The organism is Streptacidiphilus sp. PAMC 29251 (genome assembly GCF_054208735.2).
Genome location: NZ_CM135725.2, coordinates 3,599,165 through 3,618,912 on the forward strand (window position 1 = coordinate 3,599,165; position 19,748 = coordinate 3,618,912).

Below are 19,748 nucleotides of genomic sequence, written 5' to 3' on the forward strand. Positions count from 1 at the left end.
ACCCCCGTCCCACCCTCGAAGACGCAGGAGACCCCCATGAGGGCAGAACGACGTGTGCGACGAAGGAACGTCGTATTCGCAGGAACAGCAGCATCAGCCCTGGTCGCGGGCGGCCTGGCGTTCGGCCTCAGCCCCACGGCCTCGGCGGCGACGCCCGCCGCCGTGGTCTCGGGGACCAGCTACACGGTGGTGAACAGCAACAGCGGCAAGTGCGTGGACGCCCGCGCCGCCGCGACCGCCAACGCCACCGCGGTGCAGCAGTACACCTGTAACGCCACCGCCGCGCAGAACTGGGTCTTCACGGCCACCAGCGGCGGCTACTTCCAGGTCGGCAGCGCCCCCAGCCCGGCCCAGGTCTGGGACGTCACCGGGGTCTCCACCGCCGACAGCGCCCTGATCCAGCTGTGGGCCTACGGCGGCGGCAACAACCAGCAGTGGCTGCCGGTCGCCGAGTCCACCGGCACCTACCACTTCGTCAACCGCAACAGCGGCAAGTGCCTGGACGTGCCGGCCGCGTCCACCGCCGACAGCGTCCAGCTGCAGCAGTACGCCTGCAACGGCACCACGGCCCAGTCGTTCACCCTGAACGGCGGCGGCACCACACCGCCGCCGACCACGCCCCCGCCGACGTCTCCCCCGCCCAGCGGTGGCGCGCCGGACCTCGGCCCGAACGTGCTGACCTTCGACCCGTCGCAGTCGGCCTCCTCGATCCAGAGCCAGATCAACAGCGTCTACAGCTCGCAGGAGACCAACCAGTTCGGCACCCAGCGCTACGCCCTGCTGTTCAAGCCGGGCAGCTACAACGTCAACGTGCCGGTGGGCTACTACACCCAGGTGCTCGGCCTCGGCCAGAACCCGGGCCAGGTCACCATCAGCGGCGGCGGCGTCAACGCGGACGCGCAGTGGGACGGCGGCAACGCCACCCAGAACTTCTGGCGCTCCGTCGAGAACCTCACCGACAGCCCGTCCAACGGGCAGGTCAAGTGGGCCGTCTCGCAGGCCTCGCCGATGCGCCGGGTGCACGTCACCGGCAACATGATCCTCTCCGACAACGGCGGCTGGTCCAGCGGCGGCTTCCTGAGCGACTCCAAGGTCGACGGCCAGGTCAACTCGGGCACCCAGCAGCAGTGGCTGTCCCGCAACGACCAGTGGGGCAGCTGGACCGGCTCCAACTGGAACATGGTCTTCGTCGGCGACACCAACGCCCCGGCGCAGAGCTTCCCCACCTACACCACGGTCGCCAAGACCCCGGTGATCGCCGAGAAGCCGTACCTGTACATCGACTCCTCCGGCAACTACCAGGTGTTCGTGCCGGCCGACCAGACCAACACCAGCGGCACCACCTGGTCCGGCGGCAACACCCCCGGCACCTCGCTGCCGATCAGCCAGTTCTACATCGCCAAGCCGGGTGACAGCGCGGCCACCATCAACGCGCAGCTGGCCGCGGGCAAGAACCTGCTGTTCACCCCGGGCGTCTTCCACCTGACCAGCCCCATCAACGTGACCCGCGCCGACACCGTGGTGCTGGGCCTGGGCCTGGCCACGCTGGAGGCCGACAACGGCACCACCGCGATGACCACCGCCGACGTCAACGGCATCCGCATCGGCGGCCTGCTGTTCGACGCCGGCACCACCAACTCCCCGGTGCTGCTCCAGGTCGGTCCGACCGGCAGCAGCGCGGACCACTCGGCCGACCCGACCGTCCTGTCCGACATCTTCGCCCGCATCGGCGGCGCGGCGGTCGGCAAGGCGACCGTGAGCGTCCAGGTCAACAGCAACAACACGGTCGGTGACGACTTCTGGCTCTGGCGTGCCGACCACGGCAGCGGAGTGGGCTGGACCACCAACACCGCCCAGAACGGTCTGGTGGTGAACGGCACCAACGTCACTATGTACGGGCTGGCCGCGGAGCACTACCAGCAGTACGCGGTGCTCTGGAACGCCAACGGCGGCCGGACCTACTTCCTGCAGAACGAGCTGCCGTACGACCCGCCCAACCAGTCCAGCTGGATGAACGGGTCGACCAAGGGCTACGCGGCCTACAAGGTCGCGGCCAATGTCACCACCCATGAGGGCTGGGGGCTCGGCGTCTACTGCTACTTCAACGTCAACAGCTCGATCGTGGCGGACCACGCCATCGAGGTCCCGCAGGTCTCCGGGGTCAAGCTGCACGACATGGTGACCGTCTCGCTGGGCGGTGTCGGCACCATCAGCCACATCGTCAACAGCTCGGGCGGACCGTCCAACTCCAGCAACAACGTGGCTGACCTGACCAGCTACCCGTAGCGGAGCCGTAGTAGGTAGTGCCTAGCACCTGAGGGCGGGTCAGCAGCAGCTGACCCGCCCTCTTCGCTGTCCTCGGCTCAGCCGGTGAAGCGGCTCCAGAAGATCGCCACCGAGGCCAGCAGCCCCAGCCCCATCGCGTACAGGCCGGGCCGGAAGCGGTGCCGGCGCAGTCCGGTCGCGGGGACCGGGAAGGGCTTGGCGGGGATGGTGCTGACCGGGGCCGAGTCGATCTTGGCCAGGACGGCCCGGGCGGACCATTCGGCGCTGGGGTTGCGCAGCAGCTCGACCCGCCAGGGCCGGTCCGGGTCGTGCGCGGCGACGATGATGCGGCCGACCCGGTAGTCGTCCATGTCCATCAGGTTGACGGTGGCGTTGAGGTCGACCCGGTAGCCGGGGCGGCCGTCGGGGGCGACCGTGAGGCCCAGGTACAGCGGCAGGTCGGAGCCCATGCCGATGGCGCGGGAGGCGTCGATCCTGGCCAGCACCGGCTGCAGGGCCGGCAGCGGGTCCGCGGCGGCCTCCCGGGCCCTGGCCGACCGGCGGGCGGCGGCGGCCAGCAGGGCGAAGCCGGCGAAGGCGGTCCACGGGGCCAGGTTGATGCCGATCACGAAGAAGGGGACCCCGCCGGCGTCGGCATCCCCGAGGTGGATCGCCCCGGCGGCGGTGGCGCCGAGTTCGATCCCGGCCAGGGCGCAGAAAAGCAGCCCGAACAGCAACATCAGACGTGTGTCCCCCCACTGTGCGGCGCCCCGCGCTTGCCGGGCACCGCACAGTGTGCCGGAAGGGCACCGCTTAGGCGAGACGGACGAACTCCACCTCCACCCGGGGCATTCCGCCCGGCGCGCCCCGGTAGACGCCCTTGTGCGGGGGGACGTCGCCGTACTCGCGGCCGCGGCCGACCACCACATGGGACTCGCCGGCCCTGGTGCCGTTGGTCGGGTCGTGGCCGATCCACTCGCCGGCCCAGTACTCGACCCAGGCGTGGCTCTGCCCGGCGACCGGCACCTGCGCGTCGGCGTCCGGGTCGGGGTGCAGGTAGCCGGAGACATAGCGGGCCGGGATGCCGACCGCGCGGAGCAGCGCCGCGGTCAGATGGGCGAAGTCCTGGCAGACGCCGACCTCCAGCTCCCAGGCCTCCTGTGCGCCGGTGTAGACCCCGGTCGCGCCCTGGGTGTAGACGACATGGCCGCGGACCAGCTCGGCCACGGCCGCGGCGGCGGTGTGCGCGTCCAGGCCGTCCGCGGCGTCCAGGGCCTGTTCCACCGGTTCGCCGTACAGGGTGGTGCGGGGGGTGGCCGCCAGGTACTCGGCCAGCGCGCTGCTGCCGGCCCTGGCCCGGATCTCGTGCCGGCCGGGCGGCGGCGCCAGCGGCAGCGGCGGGGAGGTCTCCACCAGGCTGGTGGCGGTGACCGCCAGCCTGGTGTGCGGGTCGGGCAGGTCGAAGACGGTGACCTGGGTGCCCCAGTAGTCCCAGTAACTCCAGGTGGGGACGCTCGGGTTGACGGTGATCCGGGCGTCGAGCACGGTCTGTGCGGGCAGCGTGAGCGGGGTCATCCTCACCTCGTTGTAGGAGGAGGTGGCCGGCCCCTCGTACGCCGCGACCGTCTCGTGCTTGATCCGGAGCCTGCGGCCCATGTCGATCACGCCCCCTCCATCGACCACTCGACGGGTCCGTCGTACGGGAAGAACCGCTCGGCGACGGCCCGGGCGGCGTCGCCGCAGGCCTGCTGCAGATCGCGGAGCAGCCCGGGCAGGCCGTCCGCGCCAGGGCCGCCGAGTTCGCTGGTGTCCAGGTACTCCAGCCGGGTGCGCATCCGGCCGATCGGCAGCCGGGCCGGGTCGGGGCGGCCCCAGTGCCCGGCGTTCGGGACGCCGGCCAGGGCCGGGGTGCCGAGTTCGGCCAGGCACTCCTCGGCGGTGGTGAGCGCGTGCAGCACCGACCGCGGGAAGCCCCGGTCCAGCAGCAGGAACTCGGCCACGCCGACCTGGTCCCCGGCCGCGCCGTGGGTGCGCATAAAGGCCTCGTCGGCGCCGCTGGCGCTGAGGAGGGTGGGCCAGTCCGGCGCGTGCACGGCGGCCAGCACCCGGACCGCGAGCAGCCGGGCGGTCATGTCCACCCGTTCCAGGCTGCGGCCGAGCAGCACGAAGCGCCAGCCGTCGTCCCGGCTCATGGTGGAGTCGGCCAGGCCGAAGAACAGCGCGGCCCGGCGGCGGACCAGGCCGAGGTAGGCGTGCGGTCCGCTGCGGCGGGCGGCGAGGCGCTGCTCGGCGAGCTGGTGCCAGGTGGAGTTGAGGCACTCCCACATCTCGGTGGAGACCACCTCGCGGGCGGACAGGGCGTTCTCCCGGGCGGCCCGCAGCGCGCCGTCGATGGAGCCCGGACTGGTGGCGTCGAAGGCGAGCCGGTCCAGCACCGAGTCCATGTCGCAGGGCTTCTCCTGCTCGGCGGCCAGGCCGAGGATCGCGTGCAGCGAGCGGCAGGCGGCGTCCTCGTCGCTCCAGGGGTCCTCCAGCAGCCGGTGCAGATAGGCGTCCAGGATCCGGGCGGTGTCGTCGGCGCGTTCGACGTAGCGGCCGAGCCAGAACAGCGACTCGGCGATGCGGCAGAGCATGGTGTCGGTGGTCACTGCTGCTGGGCCCCCTGATCGGTGGTGGAGGGCGCGCCGGGTCCGAACTGACGTGGCGTCACTCCGTCGGCCGCGGCGAACGCGTGCTGCTCGTAGGGCTCGGGGGCGGGCGGCGGGGTCTCCCGCGGGGCGCGCGGCCCCGGCAGCACCCAGGTGTCCTTGGAGCCGCCGCCCTGGCTGGAGTTGACCACCAGGTTGCCCGCGCCGAGGGCGACCCTGGTCAGACCGCCGGGGAGGAGCCAGATGTCGTCGCCGTTGTTGACCGCGAAGGGGCGCAGGTCGATGTGGCGCGGCGCGACCCCGTCGTGCCCCTCGGCGGTGCCGGTCAGCGTGGGCGAGGTGGACAGCGCCACCGGCCGCTGGGCGATCCAGCCGCGCGGGTCGGCCCTGACCTGCTTGGCCAGCCGGTCCAGGGTGGGCCGGTCGGCCTGCGGCCCGATCACGATGCCCTTGCCCCCGGCCCCGTCCACCGGCTTGAGCACCAGCCGGTCCAACTGGTCCAGCACCGCTTCCAGTTGGCCCGGCTCTTCGGGCCGGAAGGACTCCACGTTGGGCAGCGCGGGCTCCTCGGCCAGGTAGTAGCGGATCAGGTCGGGGACATAGGTGTAGATCAGTTTGTCGTCGGCGATGCCGTTGCCGACGGCGTTGGCCAGGGTGACGTTGCCGGCGTGCGCGGCGGAGAGGATGCCGGGGCAGCCGATCACCGAGTCCGGGCGGAAGTGCAGCGGGTCGAGGTAGTCGTCGTCCATCCGCCGGTAGACCACGTGCACCGGGGTCTCGCCCCGGGTGGTCCGCATCCGGACCCGGTTGCCGGAGCAGACCAGGTCACGCCCCTCGACCAGCTGAACGCCCATCAGCCGGGCCAGCAGCGCATGCTCGAAGTAGGCGGCGTTGGCGACGCCGGGGGTGAGCACCACCACTACCGGGTCGGTGACCCCCTCCGGCGCGCAGGCCCGCAGCGCGCCCAGCAGCCGCTGGGCGTACTCGTCCACCGGACGCACCGGCTGCTCGGCGAAGAGCGAGGGCAGCACCCGGGTCATCACCCGCCGGTTCTCGATGACGTAGGAGACCCCGGACGGGACCCGGACGTTGTCCTCCAGCACCCGGAAGCCGCCGTCCTCGTCCCGGACCAGGTCGATGCCGGCCACATGGATCCGCACCCCGCCCGGCGGCTCGATGCCGTGCGCGGCCCGGTTGAAGTGCTGCGAGGAGTACAGCAGCCGGTACGGGACCACACCGTCCTTGAAGGCCCGCTGGTGGCCGTAGGCGTCGGCGAGGAACGCCTCCAGCGCGCGTACCCGCTGCTGGACGCCCCGGACGATGGTGTCCCACTCCACCGCGTCCAGGATCCGCGGCACCAGGTCCAGCGGGAAGGGGCGCTCCTCACCGCCGAAGGAGTAGGTGACGCCCCGGTCGGTGAAGGCCCGGGCCATCTGCTCGGTGCGGAAGCGCAGCTCATTGGCGTCCAGCGACTGGAGGGCGGTGAAGACCGCTCCATACGCGGGACGCACGATGCCGGGCCGTTCGAACATCTCGTCCCACGCGTCCGCAAGCGTGTACGAGTCGAAGATATCCGCCATGTCGTGACGGTAGGGGCGACCCGTTTCGTAGGAATGACGGGAACACTTCCGAATGCGTACAGGTACCATCCTCGGCAATGCCCGGACGTAGCGCAGAGGCAGGCGCAACCCCCTTGCCAAGGGGGACCACGCCGGTTCGAATCCGGCCGTCCGGGCAGCCGCACGCGGGACCCGTAGCGCAGAGGCAGGCGCGCCTCCTTCGCATGGAGGTCACGCCGGTTCGAATCCGGCCGGGTCCCACCGAACCACCAGGGGGACGGGATGGACGGGCAGGTCAGCGCGGAGGAGCTGGAGGTCTACTCCCGCACCGTGCGGAAACTGCGTGCCCTGCCGGTCGACGATCTGGTCCGGCTGCACGCGGAGCGGGTCGCCGAGTCCTTGGTGAACGACGGCCGACGCCGCCGACGGAAGGCCCGCAGGGACGGCATGCAGGCCGAGGACGCCGCGGTCCGCGCGGCCACCACCACCGGCGCCACCGACCGGCGCGAGGACGCACCCCTCACGCCCCCGGCAGCGCCAGGAAGCAGCGTCGGAACGTACCGGCGCTCGCGGCACTGCTACGTCTGCAAGACCGCCTACACCACCGCCGACGCCTTCTACCACTCGCTCTGCCCCGCCTGCGCCGCCGAGAACCTGGACCGGCGCGAGGCCAGGACCGACCTGCGCGGACGGCGGGCGCTGCTCACCGGGGGCCGGGTGAAGATCGGCTTCCAGCTGGCGCTGATGCTGCTCCGGGACGGCGCCGAGCTGACCGTCACCAGCCGCTTCCCGCAGGACACCGTGCGCCGCTTCCGGGCCGAGCCCGGCAGCGCGGAGTGGCTGGACCGGCTCACCGTCGCGGGCATCGACCTGCGCGACCCGCGCCAGGTGCTAGGCCTCTGCGAGCAGCTGCGGTCGGACGGCCGCCCGCTGGACATCCTGGTCAACAACGCGGCGCAGACCGTCCGTCGCGCGCCCGGCGCGTACGCGGTGCTGGCCGCCGGGGAGCGCGAGGCGCTGGAGCCGCACGGCCAGCGGATGCTGGAGGCCCCCGGCTTCCGGACCGGGCAGGAACTGGCCCCGGCCCGCAGCGGGCAGTCCGCGCTCGCGCTGCTCACCGACGAGGCCGGGCTGCTGCCCGACACCGCGCCGGAGAACTCCTGGTCGGCCCGGCTCGGCGGGCTCGACCCGGCCGAGCTGCTGGAGACGCACCTGGTCAACGCGGTCGCGCCGACCCTGCTCTGCGACCGGCTGCTGCCGCTGCTGCTGACCTCCCCGCACCCCCGCCGCTACATCGTCAACGTCACCGCCGTGGAAGGGCGGTTCGCCGTCCGCAACAAGACCGCGGGCCACCCGCACACCAATATGGCCAAGGCCGCGCTGAACATGCTGACCCGGACCAGCGCGGAGGAACTCGCCGCCCAGGGCGTCCATCTGAGCAGCGTCGACACCGGCTGGATCACCGACGAGAACCCCGCCCCCAAGAAGGCCCGGATCGCCGGGCACGGCTTCCGCACCCCGCTGGACATCGTCGACGGCGCGGCCCGGGTCTACGACCCGATCGTCCGTGGCGAGGCCGGGAGCCCGGTGTCGGGCGTGTTCCTCAAGGACTACCGCGTCGCCGACTGGTGACGCACCATCAGCGCGAAGGTCTCGATCCAGAAGCGCTGCTGCTGCTCGGTCGCCCCGACCAGGTAGGTGGAGCGCAGCTTCGGCGGCAGCAGTGCGACCAGCCGGGCCACCGCCGCCTGGTGCTTCCGCAGTTGCGACAGCTCGGCGTTGGCGACGGCCTGGTGCACCAGGTCGGTGTCGTTCGTCCCCTCCGCCGACTCCAGCCCGGCCCGGCGCAGCCGCGCCTCCCACCCCGCCACATCGGCGACCATCTCCCGCAGACCGGTGACCGGCCGGTGCTTCAGCCGGTCGATCAGCGCCGTGAGCGGGACCGGGGCGTACTCGCCGTCGCCGAGGTAGATCGTGCCCAGGTGCAGCGGCAGGCCCTTGCCGTGCAGTTTGATCAGCCGCTCCAGGGTGCGCTTGCTGATCCAGGCCCGGCCGTCCTCGTCGATGTCGTGCTTCCACCACTCCAGCACGGTCTCCGCGACCGGGCCGTAGCGGGCGATCAGCCACTCGTTGGCCGGGATGTCGGCCGGGTCGACCACCACCGAGGCGGTGAAGCGGGTCGCCTGGGCGATGTTGTTGCGGGCGACCTGGAGCTTGCGGCCGAGGAAGTACGGCGGGTTCTGCAGCGCGATCTGCCCGCGCAGCCCGGCGATCCGCTGTCCGGCCAGGGACCACTCCTGAGTGATCTCCATCAGCTTGGCGAAGGCGGCCTTGTCCTTCGGGCGGTTGTACTCGTCCCAGACGATGGCCTTCGGCCGGTCGCCGGTGAAGTGCACGGCCAGCAGGTTCTCCAACGAGCCGTCAGCGGTCGGGAGCGGGGCGCACAGGTCCTCGACATTGGTCACCGGCATCGAGTAGTACAGCGGCTCGTGCCCCAGCTCCTCGCGGACCAACTCCTTCACCAGTTCCGTCTTTCCGCAGCCGGGCGGCCCCTGCAGCAGCACCGTCCAGCGGTTGCGCAGCGCGGCACGGACCACCCGGCGCACCGGGTCGGGGACGGTGGACGGGTTGGCGACGCCGAGGGCGGCCGCGATCCGGTCCAGGATCTCCCCGGTACGGTCGGGCTGCGGCTTGCCGTTGCGCCCCGGCGCCGGGTCCGCCAGCCGCAGCCGGCTGCCGTTGACCAGCGGCAGGCCCCAGACCAGCGGAAATCCCTCGCGGGCATTGGCCAGGACGTGCTCCAGGGTGCGCGGGGACAGCAGCTCCCGGACGGCCGGGGGCTGCGCGGCCCAGATCCGGAACACCGGGGTGAGGTCCCAGGCCGGGAAGCGCCGGGAGAGCGAGGCCCGCCAGGAGGTGTCGTTGGCGCCGATCCTGAGGGTGACCATCCGGTCCAGGATGGCCAGGTCCTGCCGCCCGGCCGAGGTCTCGGCCAGTGACTCGTTGTCGGTCAGGAAGACGCCGATGCAGCCCAGTTCGCGCAGGTCGAACTCGCCCAGCGTCCAGTTGCAGGCGATCTGCATCAGCTGCGACTGGATCGACTCCCCCGCCTGCAAGGAGTCGTCGATGAGCAGGACGAAGCGCTTCCCCGGCCGCAATTGACGCATCACCAGCTGACGCAGCACCAGTTCCCCGGTGGCCGCGTCCCGGACCGGGGCGTTGGCGAGCAGATCGTCCGGCGTCAGATTGGCCGCGGGGACGAAGACCAGCTCGGTGTCCTGGTAGGCGGCGGCGATGTGGGCGAAGAAGGTCGCGGTCTTGCCGATGCCGTGCTCGCCGAAGACCTGGCCGGTCAGGCCGAGTTCGATCATCGCGTCGATGAACCGCTCCAGCGGGGAGAGTTCGGGTTGGTCCTCGCTGGTGTTCACTGCTCTCCTGTGGTGACGCGATGGCAGGCCATCGGCGGGGTGTGGGTCTCGGGCCAGTCGTCGCCGCCCTCGGTGATCAGCCAGATCCACCGGTCCGGGTCGGCCGGGGTGACCGGCGGGGCGTAGCCGTCGGTCACCATGACCACCGCGTCCGGGCGCTCCTCGAACAGTTGCCCGTCCACCGTGGTCCGGCCCTCCACATAGTCGGCGACGGCCTGGAAACTGGTGCCGCCGCCGCCGAGCACCCGCTCCCCCGGCTTGAACGGCATGACCCGGGCGTCGAAGGACAGCCAGTGCGCCTCGACCCCGTCGATCTGGCCCACCAGCTCGGTCAGCCAGCGCACCACCGGGTCCGGCATGGACCCCGAGGTGTCGAAGGCGATCACCAGCACCCGGTCCCGGACCGGCCCGCGCCGGGCCAGCATCGGCTCGTGGCCGAGAGCAGTGAGGATCGCCCCGCGCTTCTTCGGGTAGACCAGCCGCTCGCCCTCGCGCAGCTTGGACGCCAGCACGTCCACCAGCCAGCGCTGCCACCAGTCCACCCGCCGGGTGCGGACGGTCTGCCCGCGCAGCGCGCCCGCGCCCAGATCGCCCCAGATCCGGGCGGCGCCGGTGGAGCCGTCCTCGGTGCGGCGCATCAGGTCGAGCAGCTCCTGCTCGGCCGTGCGGTTGCCGCGGCGGGCCGCCAGCAGCACATTGAGCAGCACGGACGAGGCCACCGCGGCCACCGTCTCCGGGTCCGTCGGCACCCCGCCCGGGTCCAGGTGCACGCACCGCGGGACCGGGACCGGCGGGTGCGCCATCCGCTTCAGCTCCACGTAGCAGCCGTGGTCGGTGTCGGTGAACTCCTCATAGGGGACGGCGTCCAGGCCCTGCCGCGCCAGGTCGGCGGTGTAGAGCTGATGGATCGTGCGCGGGTCGATGCCGACCGGCTCGCCGTCCAGCAGCGGCAGCGTGGAGCGGCCCAGCCGGTGCAGCGCGACATGGTTGACGGTGACCTCGGTGGCGACGGTGAAGACCGGGTCCTCGCGCAGCTCGGGGTCGGCGAAGAGGTGACGCTGGATCAGGTGCCTGGCCTCGTGGAACAGCACGAACTTCACCCCGCCGAGGCCCAGCGCGACAAAGAAGTCGGGGTTGTAGAGCAGCAGACAGGTGCCGTCGCCCGAGGCCACCACGGCCGCGGTGTCCACGGCTGCGGTGGGGATCTGGTGGTGGCACTTGGCGTACAGCCAGGAGGCGATCGCCGACTCGGTGAGGCCGAAGTCCAGCAGCGCGGCCTCCTTCAGCCGCCGGGCCGCGGCGACGGTCGCGGGCGCGGCCGGGCGGTACGCGGCCAGGGCGCGGCGGTCGGTGGGGTCGACCACGTGCAGCCGGGGCCTGCGGAGGTCGTAGGAAGGATCGGCGGGCATGGCCCGGTCACCCGTTCCGCCGGTAGAGTCGCAGGCGGCGACGGGGCTGTAGCGCAGAGGCAGGCGCGTCGGTCTCCAGAACCGGAACACGCTGGTTCGAATCCAGCCGGTCCCGTCGCTCCCCACCTCTGCTTCCTCGTCCTGGTCCTCGGGGTCGTCCTGGTCCTCGGGGTCGGGGTCCGGATCCGGGCCGGCGATGGCGCCTGCCGTGGTGATCAGCTCGGGGAGCGTGCCGGTGAAGGTCGGCAGCAGTTGCGCCAGCACCGCCCAGGCCTCGGCGTGGCCGCCCAGTTCCGCCCGCACCAGCGGGGTCAGCAGCTCGCGGATCCGCGCGTCCTCGGCCGCGCCGGTGCCCGCGAACGCGCCCAGGACCAGCAGTGCCTCACCCGCGGGGCACTGCTCGACGAACGCGCGGACATCGGTCAGGGCCCCCGCCCGGTGCAGCCGCCGGGTGAACTTGGGGTGACTGCCGAACTGCTCGCGCAGCGACGGCGGGCAGGTCAGCCGACTGGCCAGGGCCCACCGCGCGTACCCGGGCAGCGGGTCCTCCAGGTCCGCGCGGGCCACGGTGGCCCAGTCCCCGGGACGCTGCTGCTGCCGCTCCGGATCCCAGGCCGCGCGCCGGACATTGCCGGCGAGAGCGCGGCACCGCCCCAGCTGCCGGGCCGCCCCGACCGCCCGCAGCCGGAGCAGCAGCTCCTCGACCGGCAACTCCTCGGGCAGGTCGAACTCGGGGTGCACGCGGCCCTGCCGCCGGGAGACGCCCAGGGCGGGCGAGAGCTCCACCCGCTCGGTGCGGCCGGGCCCGAAGGGCACCCCGTTCAGGATGTCCCGGCGGATGGCGTCGCCCAGTTCGCGCAGCTGGAAGGCCTCGGCGTTCCACTCAGGACGGTCGCAGCCCAGCATCCACAGCCAGACCGCGAGCGGCGGCCGGGACTGCAGCAGGCGGCTCAGGTTGGCCGACTTCAGCGAGGTCCCGGCGAGCGGGCCCAGCCGCGTCCGCGCGCGACGTGCCTGCTCGGGCCCGGCCAGCTTCAGCAGATGGGCCAGTTTCCGTCCGTCCTCGACCGACGCATCCATACGACAGCAACCCCCTCCGGTGATCCGAAAGGGTATCCAGCCGGTCCGACCCGCCGCACCGGGGTTTCGGCCGGCGCAACGACAGCGTCAGCGCAGCGGCATGGTCATGTGGGGCTGGACCGGGATGGTGTCCGGGCGGATGCGGTTCACCGCGGTGCCGGTGGCCAGGAACTCGATCGCGTGCTCGCCCCAGAAGCGGTAGTCGTTGACGCTGGTGCCGACGATGCCGTCGGCGCCGATCTGCTGGCCCTCGTACTGCATCCGGGACATCGCCAGTTCCCGGGCGTCGTAGATGGCCTGGGTGAAGTTGGGCAGCTCGGTGTTGACCCCCGCCTGGGAGAGGGTCTGCCGCAGGGTCTGGTGCGCCACGTGGTAGACGCAGGTGCCCAGCACCATCCGGCGCGGGAGCCAGCCGTGCTGCCACAGGGTCCAGAAGTCCTGGCCGGAGAGGCTGGTGGTGAAGGGCTTGCCGTCGACATTGCGGTAGGGCTGGCCGTCGGTGCTGCGGATGGCGGTGCCGACCGCGACGAACTCGATGACGTCGCCGAAGAACTGGTAGTTCATCGGCCGCAGCACCACCCCGATCACCCCGTCCGCGCCGAGCTGGGCCGCCTCGGCCTCCAACCGGGACATCGCCAGCTCCCGCGCGGTGTACATGGCCTGGCTGAGGTAGCCGAGCTCCTGGCTGACCTTCCAGCCCGCGTTCTGCACCCCCACGTGGTAGACGCTGCTGCCCATCACCATCCCCAGCGGCTCGAACCCGGCCTGGGTGACCAGGACGAACTCGTTCACGGACAGGTCGGAGGTGAAGCAGGGCCGGCCCTGCTGGGACTGCGTCAGTCGTCCCTTGGCGGTCTCGGGCAGCGGGGGGTACGTCGGTGTGGTCATGGCCGGAGAATAGTGGGTCCGCCCGCTCAGCCGGAGCTGGAACTGGCGCTCCGCGCAGGACTGGCACCGGCCGGCACCCGGCGCACCGCGTCCCCGGCGCCGGGGCGCAGCCGCAGCGTGCCGACGGTGGAGCCGAGCACGACCAGGGCCAGCAGCAGGAACGCCGTCCCGTACGGGACGCCTGCCGCCGAGTGCCCGGGGACCAGCCCGCCGACCGAGTCGCCGATCCGCAGCGCCACGGTCGCGGCGACCACGCCGAGGCCTGCCGCGGTCTGCTGCTGGGTCGCGGCCAGGGTGTTGGCGTCGCGCATCAGCTCGGCCGGGACGTCGCTGAAGGCGATCACCGAGTAGCAGGTCAGCCCCAGCGAACGGGCGGCGCCGCTGGCCGTGGCGACCAGGGCGATCACCGGCAGCGGGGTGCCGGCGCTGAAGAAGGCGCAGGCCACGGCAGTGGCGGCGAGCCCGACCGAGGCGGTGAGCAGCAGCGGACGGAAGCCGAAGCGGTTCAGCAGGTAGGTGGTGGCGGGCTTGATCCCGATGTTGCCGACGAAGACGAACAGCACGATCGCGCCGGACTTGACCGGGCTCCAGCCGAAGACGGTCTGGAACAGCAGCGGCAGCAGGAACGGGATCGCGCTGACGGCCACCCAGAACAGCGAGCCGCCGGTGGTGGAGGCGCGGAAGGTGGTGACGCGCAGGGTGCGCAGGTTCAGCAGCGGGTGCGGGCTGCGCAGCAGGTGCCACGTGGCGGCGGCCAGGGTGAGCAGCGAGGCCGCGGCGACGGCCAGGATGCCGGCGGCTCCGGAGCCGGCCGAGACCAGGTGTCCGGCCCAGGTCAGCCCGCCCAGACCGGCGCAGGTCAGCAGCACCCCGGCCCAGTCCAGCGGCGGCGGGGTCGGCAGCGGTTCGGCGGTGATCAGCCGCCAGGCGGTGGCGAAGGCGGCCAGCCCCAGCGGCAGGTTGACCAGGAACAGCCAGTGCCAGCTCAGATAGGTGGTGATCACCCCGCCCAGCAGCGGAGCCAGCACCGGGGCGACCAGGGCCGGCCAGACCACATAGGCCATCACCTTGGGGATGTCCTGCTTGGCCGTGCCCGACAGCACCACCAGCCGTCCGACCGGGACCATCATCGCGCCGCCGACCCCCTGCAGCACCCGTAGCGCGACCAGTTCACCGAGGCTCCCGGCCGCCGCGCAGCCCACCGAGGCCAGGGTGAACACGGCGATGGCGCCGAGGAAGATCCGGCGCATCCCGAACCGGGCGGTGAGCCAGCCGCTCAGCGGGATCAGCACGGCCAGGGTCAGCAGATAGGCGGTGACCACCAGGCCGACCGAGGTCGGGCTGGTGTGCAGGGAGGCCCCCAGTTGCGGGGCGGCGGTCGAGACGATGGTGCCGTCCAGCATCTCCATGAAGAAGCAGCCCGCCACCAGCAGGGCGGTGCGGCGGCGGCGCGGGGATATCGAGTCGGTCGTGGAGGTCGGGGTGGCCGGGGTGGCCGGGGTGGTGGTCATGTCCCCAGGCTGACGGGCCCGACAGCTGCGCACAAGTTCCTATTCGGCACCCTAGGATTGCGTCCCATGCAGCTACCGGACATGAATCTGCTCCCCGCCCTGGACGCCCTGCTGCGCGCGGGCAGTGTGGCGGGCGCGGCCGCGGAGATGAGCGTCTCCCCCTCGGCGATGAGCCGCACCCTGACCCGGCTGCGCCGGGTGGTCGGCGATCCGCTGCTGGTCCCGGCCGGCCGGGGGCTGCAGCTGACGCCGCGGGCCCGGGAGCTGCAGCCGCGGGTGCAGGCCGCGCTGGGTGCGGCGCTGGCCGCGCTCCGTCCGCCAGGCGAGCTTGAACTGGCGACCCTGGAGCGGGAGTTCACCATCCGCACCAATGACGGCACGGCCATGGCACTGGGCCCGGCGCTGACCGCGCTGTGCGGCCGGGAGGCGCCGGGGGTCCGGCTGCGACTGGTGCCCGAGGGCGACGAGGACCCCGCCGACCTGCGCCGGGGCATCGACCTCGACCTCGGCGCGCTGCCCCCGCTGCCGCCGGACGTGTGCAGCCGCGAGCTGGGCCGGGACACCATCGTCGCGGTCGCCAGGACCGGCGCCCCTTACGCGCGCGGTCCGCTGACGGTGGAGCAGTTCGCCGCGCTGCCGCACATCACCGCCACCCGGCGCGGCCGGGCCCGCAGCGTGGTGGACGAGCTGCTGGCCGAGCAGGGGTTGCGCCGCGACGTCCTGGCCACCGTTCCGACCCAGGGCGCCGCCTGCTACTTCGCGCTGGAGGCGGACGCGCTGGCGCTGGTGCCCGGCAGCGTCGCCGAGTACGCCGCCCGGTACCTTGCCGCTGACCGTGCTGGACATCCCGCTGGACCTGCCCCCGGTGCCGCTGGGCATGGCCTGGCACCTGCGCCTGGACGCCGACCCGGCGCACCGCTGGCTCCGCGACGCCATCGCCGGGCTGGCCGCCGGAGCCGGCCGCGGCCCGTAGCTCGGGCGCGTGGACGAGGCGCGTGGATCAAGCGCGTAGACGAGGCGCGTAGACGCAGCGCGTAGACCGGCTCTCACCTGTACGGATGCGGATCGATCAAGAAGTCGGTGCCAGCAGTATTCCCAAGTGACATGCAGGGTTCATCCGGGGCGTCCATGATGGCTCCTGATAACGGCTCAGAACCCCCGCTCCAGCCAGGTATCAGGTCTAGGAGGACCGTGTCCAGATCCCGCTCACGCTCCCGTGTGCTACTCGCCGCCACCGCCGCCGCAAGGCACCATCGCCGCCATCGCGCTGGCCCCCACGGCCAACGCCACCTCCTCCTCGGACGTCGTGGTCAACGAGGTCTACGGCGGCGGCGGCAACTCCGGCGCCACGCTGAAAGAACGACTTCATCGAGCTGCACAACAACGGCAGCACCGCCGTCGACCTCAGCACCTGGTCGGTGCAGTACATCTCGGCCGCTCCGGGCGCGACCACGACCTGGCAGGTCACCGCGCTCACCGGCTCGATCGCCCCCGGCGGCTCGTACCTGGTCCAGGAGGCCGCCGGCACCGCGGGCACCGACAGCCTGCCGACCCCGGACGCCACCGGCGTGGTCAATATGAGCGGCACCGCGGGCACGGTCGCACTGGTCACCTCGCAGACCGCGCTGACCTGCAAGACCACCGCCGACTGCGCCGCCGACGGCAGCATCCACGACCTGGTCGGCTACGGCACCGCCATCGTCCACGAGGGCTCCGCGGACGCACCCGCGACCAGCAACAGCACCTCGGACTCGCGCAACGCGAGCAGCGCGGACAGCGACCAGAACGGCACCGACTTCACCGCCGGCACCCCGAGCCCGGCCAACTCGGCCAGCGCGCCGACCGGGCCGACGCCCACGCCGTCCTCCAGCGACAGCTCCACTCCGACGCCGACCCCGACGCCCACGGCCACCCCGGGCCCGCTGCGGATCCACGACATCCAGGGTGCCAAGTGGGTCTCCCCCCACAACGGGGACACCGTCACCAACGTCCCCGGCATCGTCACCGCGCTGCGCACCAGCGGCTCCAAGGGCTTCTGGATCCAGGACCCGACCCCGGACGCCGACCCGGCCACCAGCGAGGGCGTGTTCGTCTACACCTCCTCGGCGCCGACCGTCGCCGTCGGTGACTCGGTGCTGGTCTCGGCCAAGGTCTCCGACTACTACCAGCTGGCCAGCGGCGACACCCTCGCCACCACCTCCAACCTCTCCGTGACCGAGCTGGCCACGCCCACCGTCACCGTGCTGAGCAGCGGCAACGCGCTCCCCGCGCCGATCGTGCTGAGCGCCGCCAACGTCCCGGCCACGTACGCGCCGGACCTCGGCGGGGCCAACATCGAGAGCACGCCGATCACCCCGGCCCGCTCGGTGCTGGACTTCTACGAGTCCATCGAGGGCATGCGGGTCGAGGCCGACAACGCCCGGGTGGTCGGCCCGTCCGACGCCTACGGCGAGCAGTACGTCACCGTGAAGCCGACCGAGGCGGTGACCTACCGCGGCGGCAGCGAACTGCTGGCCGAGAACGCGACCCCGTCCGGACGCCTTGAGGTGGTCGCCGACGACGGCAGCAACCCCGAGGTCAGCGTGGGTGACACCTTCACCGGCGCGACCGTCGGCACCATCGACTACTCCCAGTACGGCGGCTACGTCCTGGCCGCGTCGAGCCTCGGCACCGTCCACGCGGGCAACCTCGCCCCGGTCGCCGCCAAGCCGACCACCAGCAACAAGCAACTCTCCATCGCCACCTACAACGTGGAGAACCTCGCCCCCGGCGACGCGGCCACCAAGTACCAGAAGCTGGCGTCGGGCATCGTCACCAACCTGGCGAAGCCGGACATCATCGCGCTCGAAGAGGTCCAGGACAACAGCGGTGCGACCGACGACGGCACCGTCGCCGCGGACCAGACCATCGCCAAGCTCACCGCCGCGATCGTGGCGGCCGGCGGCCCGCAGTACAGCTACCGCGAGATCGACCCGGTCAACGACAAGGACGGCGGCCAGCCCGGCGGCAACATCCGGGTGGTGCTGCTGTTCAACGACGCCCGGGTCAGCTTCGTCGACAAGGGCGCGAGCACGGTCAACCGCTCCACCACCGGCACCCAGGTGGTCTCCAACGGCGGCAACCCGGACCTCACCCTCTCCCCCGGCCGGATCGACCCCAACAACCCGGTCTGGAACTCCAGCCGCAAGCCGGTGGTGGCCGAGTTCGCCTTCGGCGGCAAGACCGTGTTCGTGGTCGCCAACCACTTCGACGCCAAGCTCGGCGACCAGAGCCAGGACGGGCGCTTCCAGTTCCCGGCCCAGTCCTCGGCGCTGCAGCGCTCGGGCCAGGCCCAGGTGGAGCACGACTTCATCCAGAACATCCTGAACATCAAGAAGAAGGCCGACGTGGTCGTCCTCGGCGACCTCAACGACTACCAGTTCAGCCCGGCCCTGGCCTCGCTGCGGACCGGTACCTCGGACGGCACCGGCCCGTCGATCCTGACCGACCTGATCACCACGCTGCCCGTCAACGAGCAGTACACCTACGACTACGACGGCGTCTCCGAGGTGCTCGACCACATCCTCACCGCCCCGGGAATCACCTCCCCGGTGTACCAGGTGGTCCACGTCAACTCCGAGTACGCGAACCAGACCAGTGACCACGACCCGCAGGTGGTCCAGTTCCGGCCGTAACCCGGTAGCGACCCGGTCGCACCCCGGTCGTCAGCGGGCGTCCCCTCCGTGGAAAGCGGAGGGGGCGCCCGCTCTGCTGTCTCCCTTGTCTCCCTGGAACCGGTCCGCCAGCCAGCAGGCGGCCAGGACCGTCACCGCGAACGCGGCGAAACCGCGGAGCACGGTGGCCTCGTAGTAGGGGTCGGTGACCGCGCGGGCGGCCGCGTACCCGGCCAGCAGACCGAGGACGGTGGCGCCGATCAGAGTCAGCAGCAAGCGAGCTGATCTGTCGTCACTTTCGCGCAGGGCCAGCTGGCACGCCGTCAGCGCCAGTACGCCCGCAGCGGCGATCGCGACCGACAGGTTGCCGAAGTTGACGGCGTAGCGCACGGCCAGGGCCGGCGCGAAGAAGAGGACCAGGAACCACCGCAGGCAGGACCCGGCCGCGGCGAGCGCCGGCCCCGGCGGCGGCCCTGGCGGCGCGGTCTTCCGCAGCCGGGCGGCCAGCACCCGACAGGTGATCAGGATTGCCAGGGCCACTGCCGCACGCGGTAGTTGCGCACCCAGCAGCCCGAGGTTGTAGAGCAGCACCGTCCCGTACAACACCAGCACCAGATAGCCCAGCGCGCCCGCGGCGCCGCAGAACAGCAGCAGTTCGCTGGCCGAGGAGGTCCGGCTCTCGCCCTGTTCCCGCCCGGCGATCGCGGCGATCCACAGCGGGGTCAGCACCGCGGAAACGACCCTGAGCCCGATGTCCCAGGCGGTGTAGGGACTGTGGAAGAACCACTCCACCGCGCAGAACACCACCGTGTACGCCACCGACGCGCAGGCGATCAGCGGCGAGCGGGCCACCCGCCGGTACAGCCCCGGGTCGAGCCAGCGCAGCGCCGACAGATAGGCGAGCAGGCCGAACGGCAGCTCCAGCAGCGCCTGCGACCGCAGGATGGTGGGCGAGAGCAGTCTCGGGGCCGGCCAGGCGGTGGCCAGCCGGCGGATCAGCGGATTGCCCTGATCCGTCTCGAACCAGCCGGGGGCCAGGTAGCGGGTGACGAACGACGAGTCCCCGCCGTGCACCCGCAGCACATACACGCTGACCAGCACCTGGTTCAGCAGGATCAGCCCCACCACCAGCGCGAGCGCCGCCTCCGGCCCACCCGCCGTCCACCACCGGCGCCGGCCGCCGGCCCCCGATGCCGCACGCCGCCACACCAGCGCCCCGGCGGTGGATCCGACAACGGTGGCGTCCACAAGGACAGTGACGGTGGTCATGGGAGGCCACCCTAGAGGGTCATGCTGTCAGTGCCGGA

At 72.1% G+C, this 19,748-nt stretch carries 13 protein-coding genes and 3 tRNA genes; 7 read left to right on the top strand and 9 right to left on the bottom strand.

What is annotated here, in order from left to right:
• Positions 1-36: 36 nt before the first annotated feature.
• Positions 37-2,286 carry an RICIN domain-containing protein gene (locus tag ACXKR8_RS16850; protein WP_458273730.1) on the top strand — a complete coding sequence of 750 codons (2,250 nt, stop codon included), beginning with the start codon at positions 37-39 and terminating at the stop codon, positions 2,284-2,286.
• 77 nt (positions 2,287-2,363) lie between these two features.
• Here the strand turns inward: ACXKR8_RS16850 and ACXKR8_RS16855 are convergent, their stop codons facing one another.
• From ACXKR8_RS16855 to ACXKR8_RS16870, 4 genes are all read right to left on the bottom strand, one after another.
• A complete protein-coding gene (locus ACXKR8_RS16855) occupies positions 2,364-3,005 on the bottom strand; it encodes a hypothetical protein (protein ID WP_458273731.1) in 642 nt (213 codons plus the stop codon).
• 73 nt (positions 3,006-3,078) lie between these two features.
• Positions 3,079-3,921, bottom strand: a complete 843-nt coding sequence (locus tag ACXKR8_RS16860) for a transglutaminase family protein (RefSeq protein WP_458275002.1) — start codon at positions 3,919-3,921, stop codon at positions 3,079-3,081.
• A 5-nt stretch (positions 3,922-3,926) separates the two neighbouring features.
• A complete protein-coding gene (locus tag ACXKR8_RS16865) occupies positions 3,927-4,898 on the bottom strand; it encodes an alpha-E domain-containing protein (protein ID WP_458275003.1) in 972 nt (323 codons plus the stop codon).
• Between the two features lie 11 nt (positions 4,899-4,909).
• Positions 4,910-6,493 (bottom strand): circularly permuted type 2 ATP-grasp protein, encoded by a 1,584-nt coding sequence (locus ACXKR8_RS16870; RefSeq protein WP_458273732.1) that lies wholly within the window; start codon positions 6,491-6,493, stop codon positions 4,910-4,912.
• A gap of 81 nt (positions 6,494-6,574) precedes the next feature.
• On the opposite strand from ACXKR8_RS16870, the gene ACXKR8_RS16875 reads away from it, so the two are divergent.
• The 3 genes from ACXKR8_RS16875 to ACXKR8_RS16885 all read left to right on the top strand — a co-directional run bounded on the left by ACXKR8_RS16875 (position 6,575) and on the right by ACXKR8_RS16885 (position 8,104).
• Positions 6,575-6,648 (top strand) — tRNA-Gly (locus tag ACXKR8_RS16875).
• 12 nt (positions 6,649-6,660) lie between these two features.
• Positions 6,661-6,732 (top strand) — tRNA-Ala (locus tag ACXKR8_RS16880).
• A gap of 22 nt (positions 6,733-6,754) precedes the next feature.
• Positions 6,755-8,104, top strand: coding sequence for an SDR family NAD(P)-dependent oxidoreductase (locus ACXKR8_RS16885; protein WP_458273733.1), 1,350 nt, complete (start codon positions 6,755-6,757; stop codon positions 8,102-8,104).
• Here the strand turns inward: ACXKR8_RS16885 and ACXKR8_RS16890 are convergent.
• A complete protein-coding gene (locus ACXKR8_RS16890) occupies positions 8,083-9,843 on the bottom strand; it encodes an AAA family ATPase (RefSeq protein ID WP_458275004.1) in 1,761 nt (586 codons plus the stop codon). The genes ACXKR8_RS16885 and ACXKR8_RS16890 overlap by 22 nt on opposite strands.
• A gap of 53 nt (positions 9,844-9,896) precedes the next feature.
• Entirely contained in the window at positions 9,897-11,309 is a 1,413-nt protein-coding gene (locus ACXKR8_RS16895) for a DUF2201 family putative metallopeptidase (protein WP_458273734.1), read from the bottom strand.
• Between the two features lie 42 nt (positions 11,310-11,351).
• Between ACXKR8_RS16895 and ACXKR8_RS16900 the strand changes: the two genes are divergently transcribed.
• Positions 11,352-11,424, top strand: a tRNA-Trp gene (locus tag ACXKR8_RS16900).
• Between the two features lie 1,052 nt (positions 11,425-12,476).
• Here the strand turns inward: ACXKR8_RS16900 and ACXKR8_RS16905 are convergent.
• Entirely contained in the window at positions 12,477-13,277 is an 801-nt protein-coding gene (locus ACXKR8_RS16905; RefSeq protein WP_458273735.1) for a heavy metal-binding domain-containing protein, read from the bottom strand.
• 26 nt (positions 13,278-13,303) lie between these two features.
• Positions 13,304-14,788 carry an MFS transporter gene (locus ACXKR8_RS16910; protein WP_458273736.1) on the bottom strand — a complete coding sequence of 495 codons (1,485 nt, stop codon included), beginning with the start codon at positions 14,786-14,788 and terminating at the stop codon, positions 13,304-13,306.
• 66 nt (positions 14,789-14,854) lie between these two features.
• Here ACXKR8_RS16910 and ACXKR8_RS16915 point away from each other — a divergent pair, with 66 nt between their 5' ends.
• Entirely contained in the window at positions 14,855-15,826 is a 972-nt protein-coding gene (locus ACXKR8_RS16915; protein ID WP_462100546.1) for a LysR family transcriptional regulator, read from the top strand.
• Positions 15,827-16,206: 380 nt separating this feature from the next.
• A complete protein-coding gene (locus ACXKR8_RS16920; RefSeq protein WP_462100547.1) occupies positions 16,207-18,462 on the top strand; it encodes an endonuclease/exonuclease/phosphatase family protein in 2,256 nt (751 codons plus the stop codon).
• 30 nt (positions 18,463-18,492) lie between these two features.
• Here the strand turns inward: ACXKR8_RS16920 and ACXKR8_RS16925 are convergent, their stop codons facing one another.
• Complete coding sequence (locus ACXKR8_RS16925) at positions 18,493-19,710, bottom strand: hypothetical protein (protein ID WP_458273739.1); 1,218 nt, start codon at positions 19,708-19,710, stop codon at positions 18,493-18,495.
• Between the last annotated feature and the right edge of the window lie 38 nt (positions 19,711-19,748).

Bases quoted from the DNA above. Each gene is read 5' to 3' on its own strand.
- ACXKR8_RS16885 (WP_458273733.1), top strand. From the start codon at position 6,755: ATGGACGGGCAGGTCAGCGCGGAGGAGCTGGAGGTCTACTCCCGCACC.
- ACXKR8_RS16865 (WP_458275003.1), bottom strand. From the start codon at position 4,898: ATGCTCTGCCGCATCGCCGAGTCGCTGTTCTGGCTCGGCCGCTACGTC.
- ACXKR8_RS16850 (WP_458273730.1), top strand. From the start codon at position 37: ATGAGGGCAGAACGACGTGTGCGACGAAGGAACGTCGTATTCGCAGGA.
- ACXKR8_RS16915 (WP_462100546.1), top strand. From the start codon at position 14,855: ATGCAGCTACCGGACATGAATCTGCTCCCCGCCCTGGACGCCCTGCTG.
- ACXKR8_RS16910 (WP_458273736.1), bottom strand. From the start codon at position 14,788: ATGACCACCACCCCGGCCACCCCGGCCACCCCGACCTCCACGACCGAC.
- ACXKR8_RS16860 (WP_458275002.1), bottom strand. From the start codon at position 3,921: ATGGGCCGCAGGCTCCGGATCAAGCACGAGACGGTCGCGGCGTACGAG.
- ACXKR8_RS16855 (WP_458273731.1), bottom strand. From the start codon at position 3,005: ATGTTGCTGTTCGGGCTGCTTTTCTGCGCCCTGGCCGGGATCGAACTC.
- ACXKR8_RS16870 (WP_458273732.1), bottom strand. From the start codon at position 6,493: ATGGCGGATATCTTCGACTCGTACACGCTTGCGGACGCGTGGGACGAG.
- ACXKR8_RS16890 (WP_458275004.1), bottom strand. From the start codon at position 9,843: ATGATCGAACTCGGCCTGACCGGCCAGGTCTTCGGCGAGCACGGCATC.
- ACXKR8_RS16905 (WP_458273735.1), bottom strand. From the start codon at position 13,277: ATGACCACACCGACGTACCCCCCGCTGCCCGAGACCGCCAAGGGACGA.
- ACXKR8_RS16895 (WP_458273734.1), bottom strand. From the start codon at position 11,309: ATGCCCGCCGATCCTTCCTACGACCTCCGCAGGCCCCGGCTGCACGTG.
- ACXKR8_RS16925 (WP_458273739.1), bottom strand. From the start codon at position 19,710: ATGACCACCGTCACTGTCCTTGTGGACGCCACCGTTGTCGGATCCACC.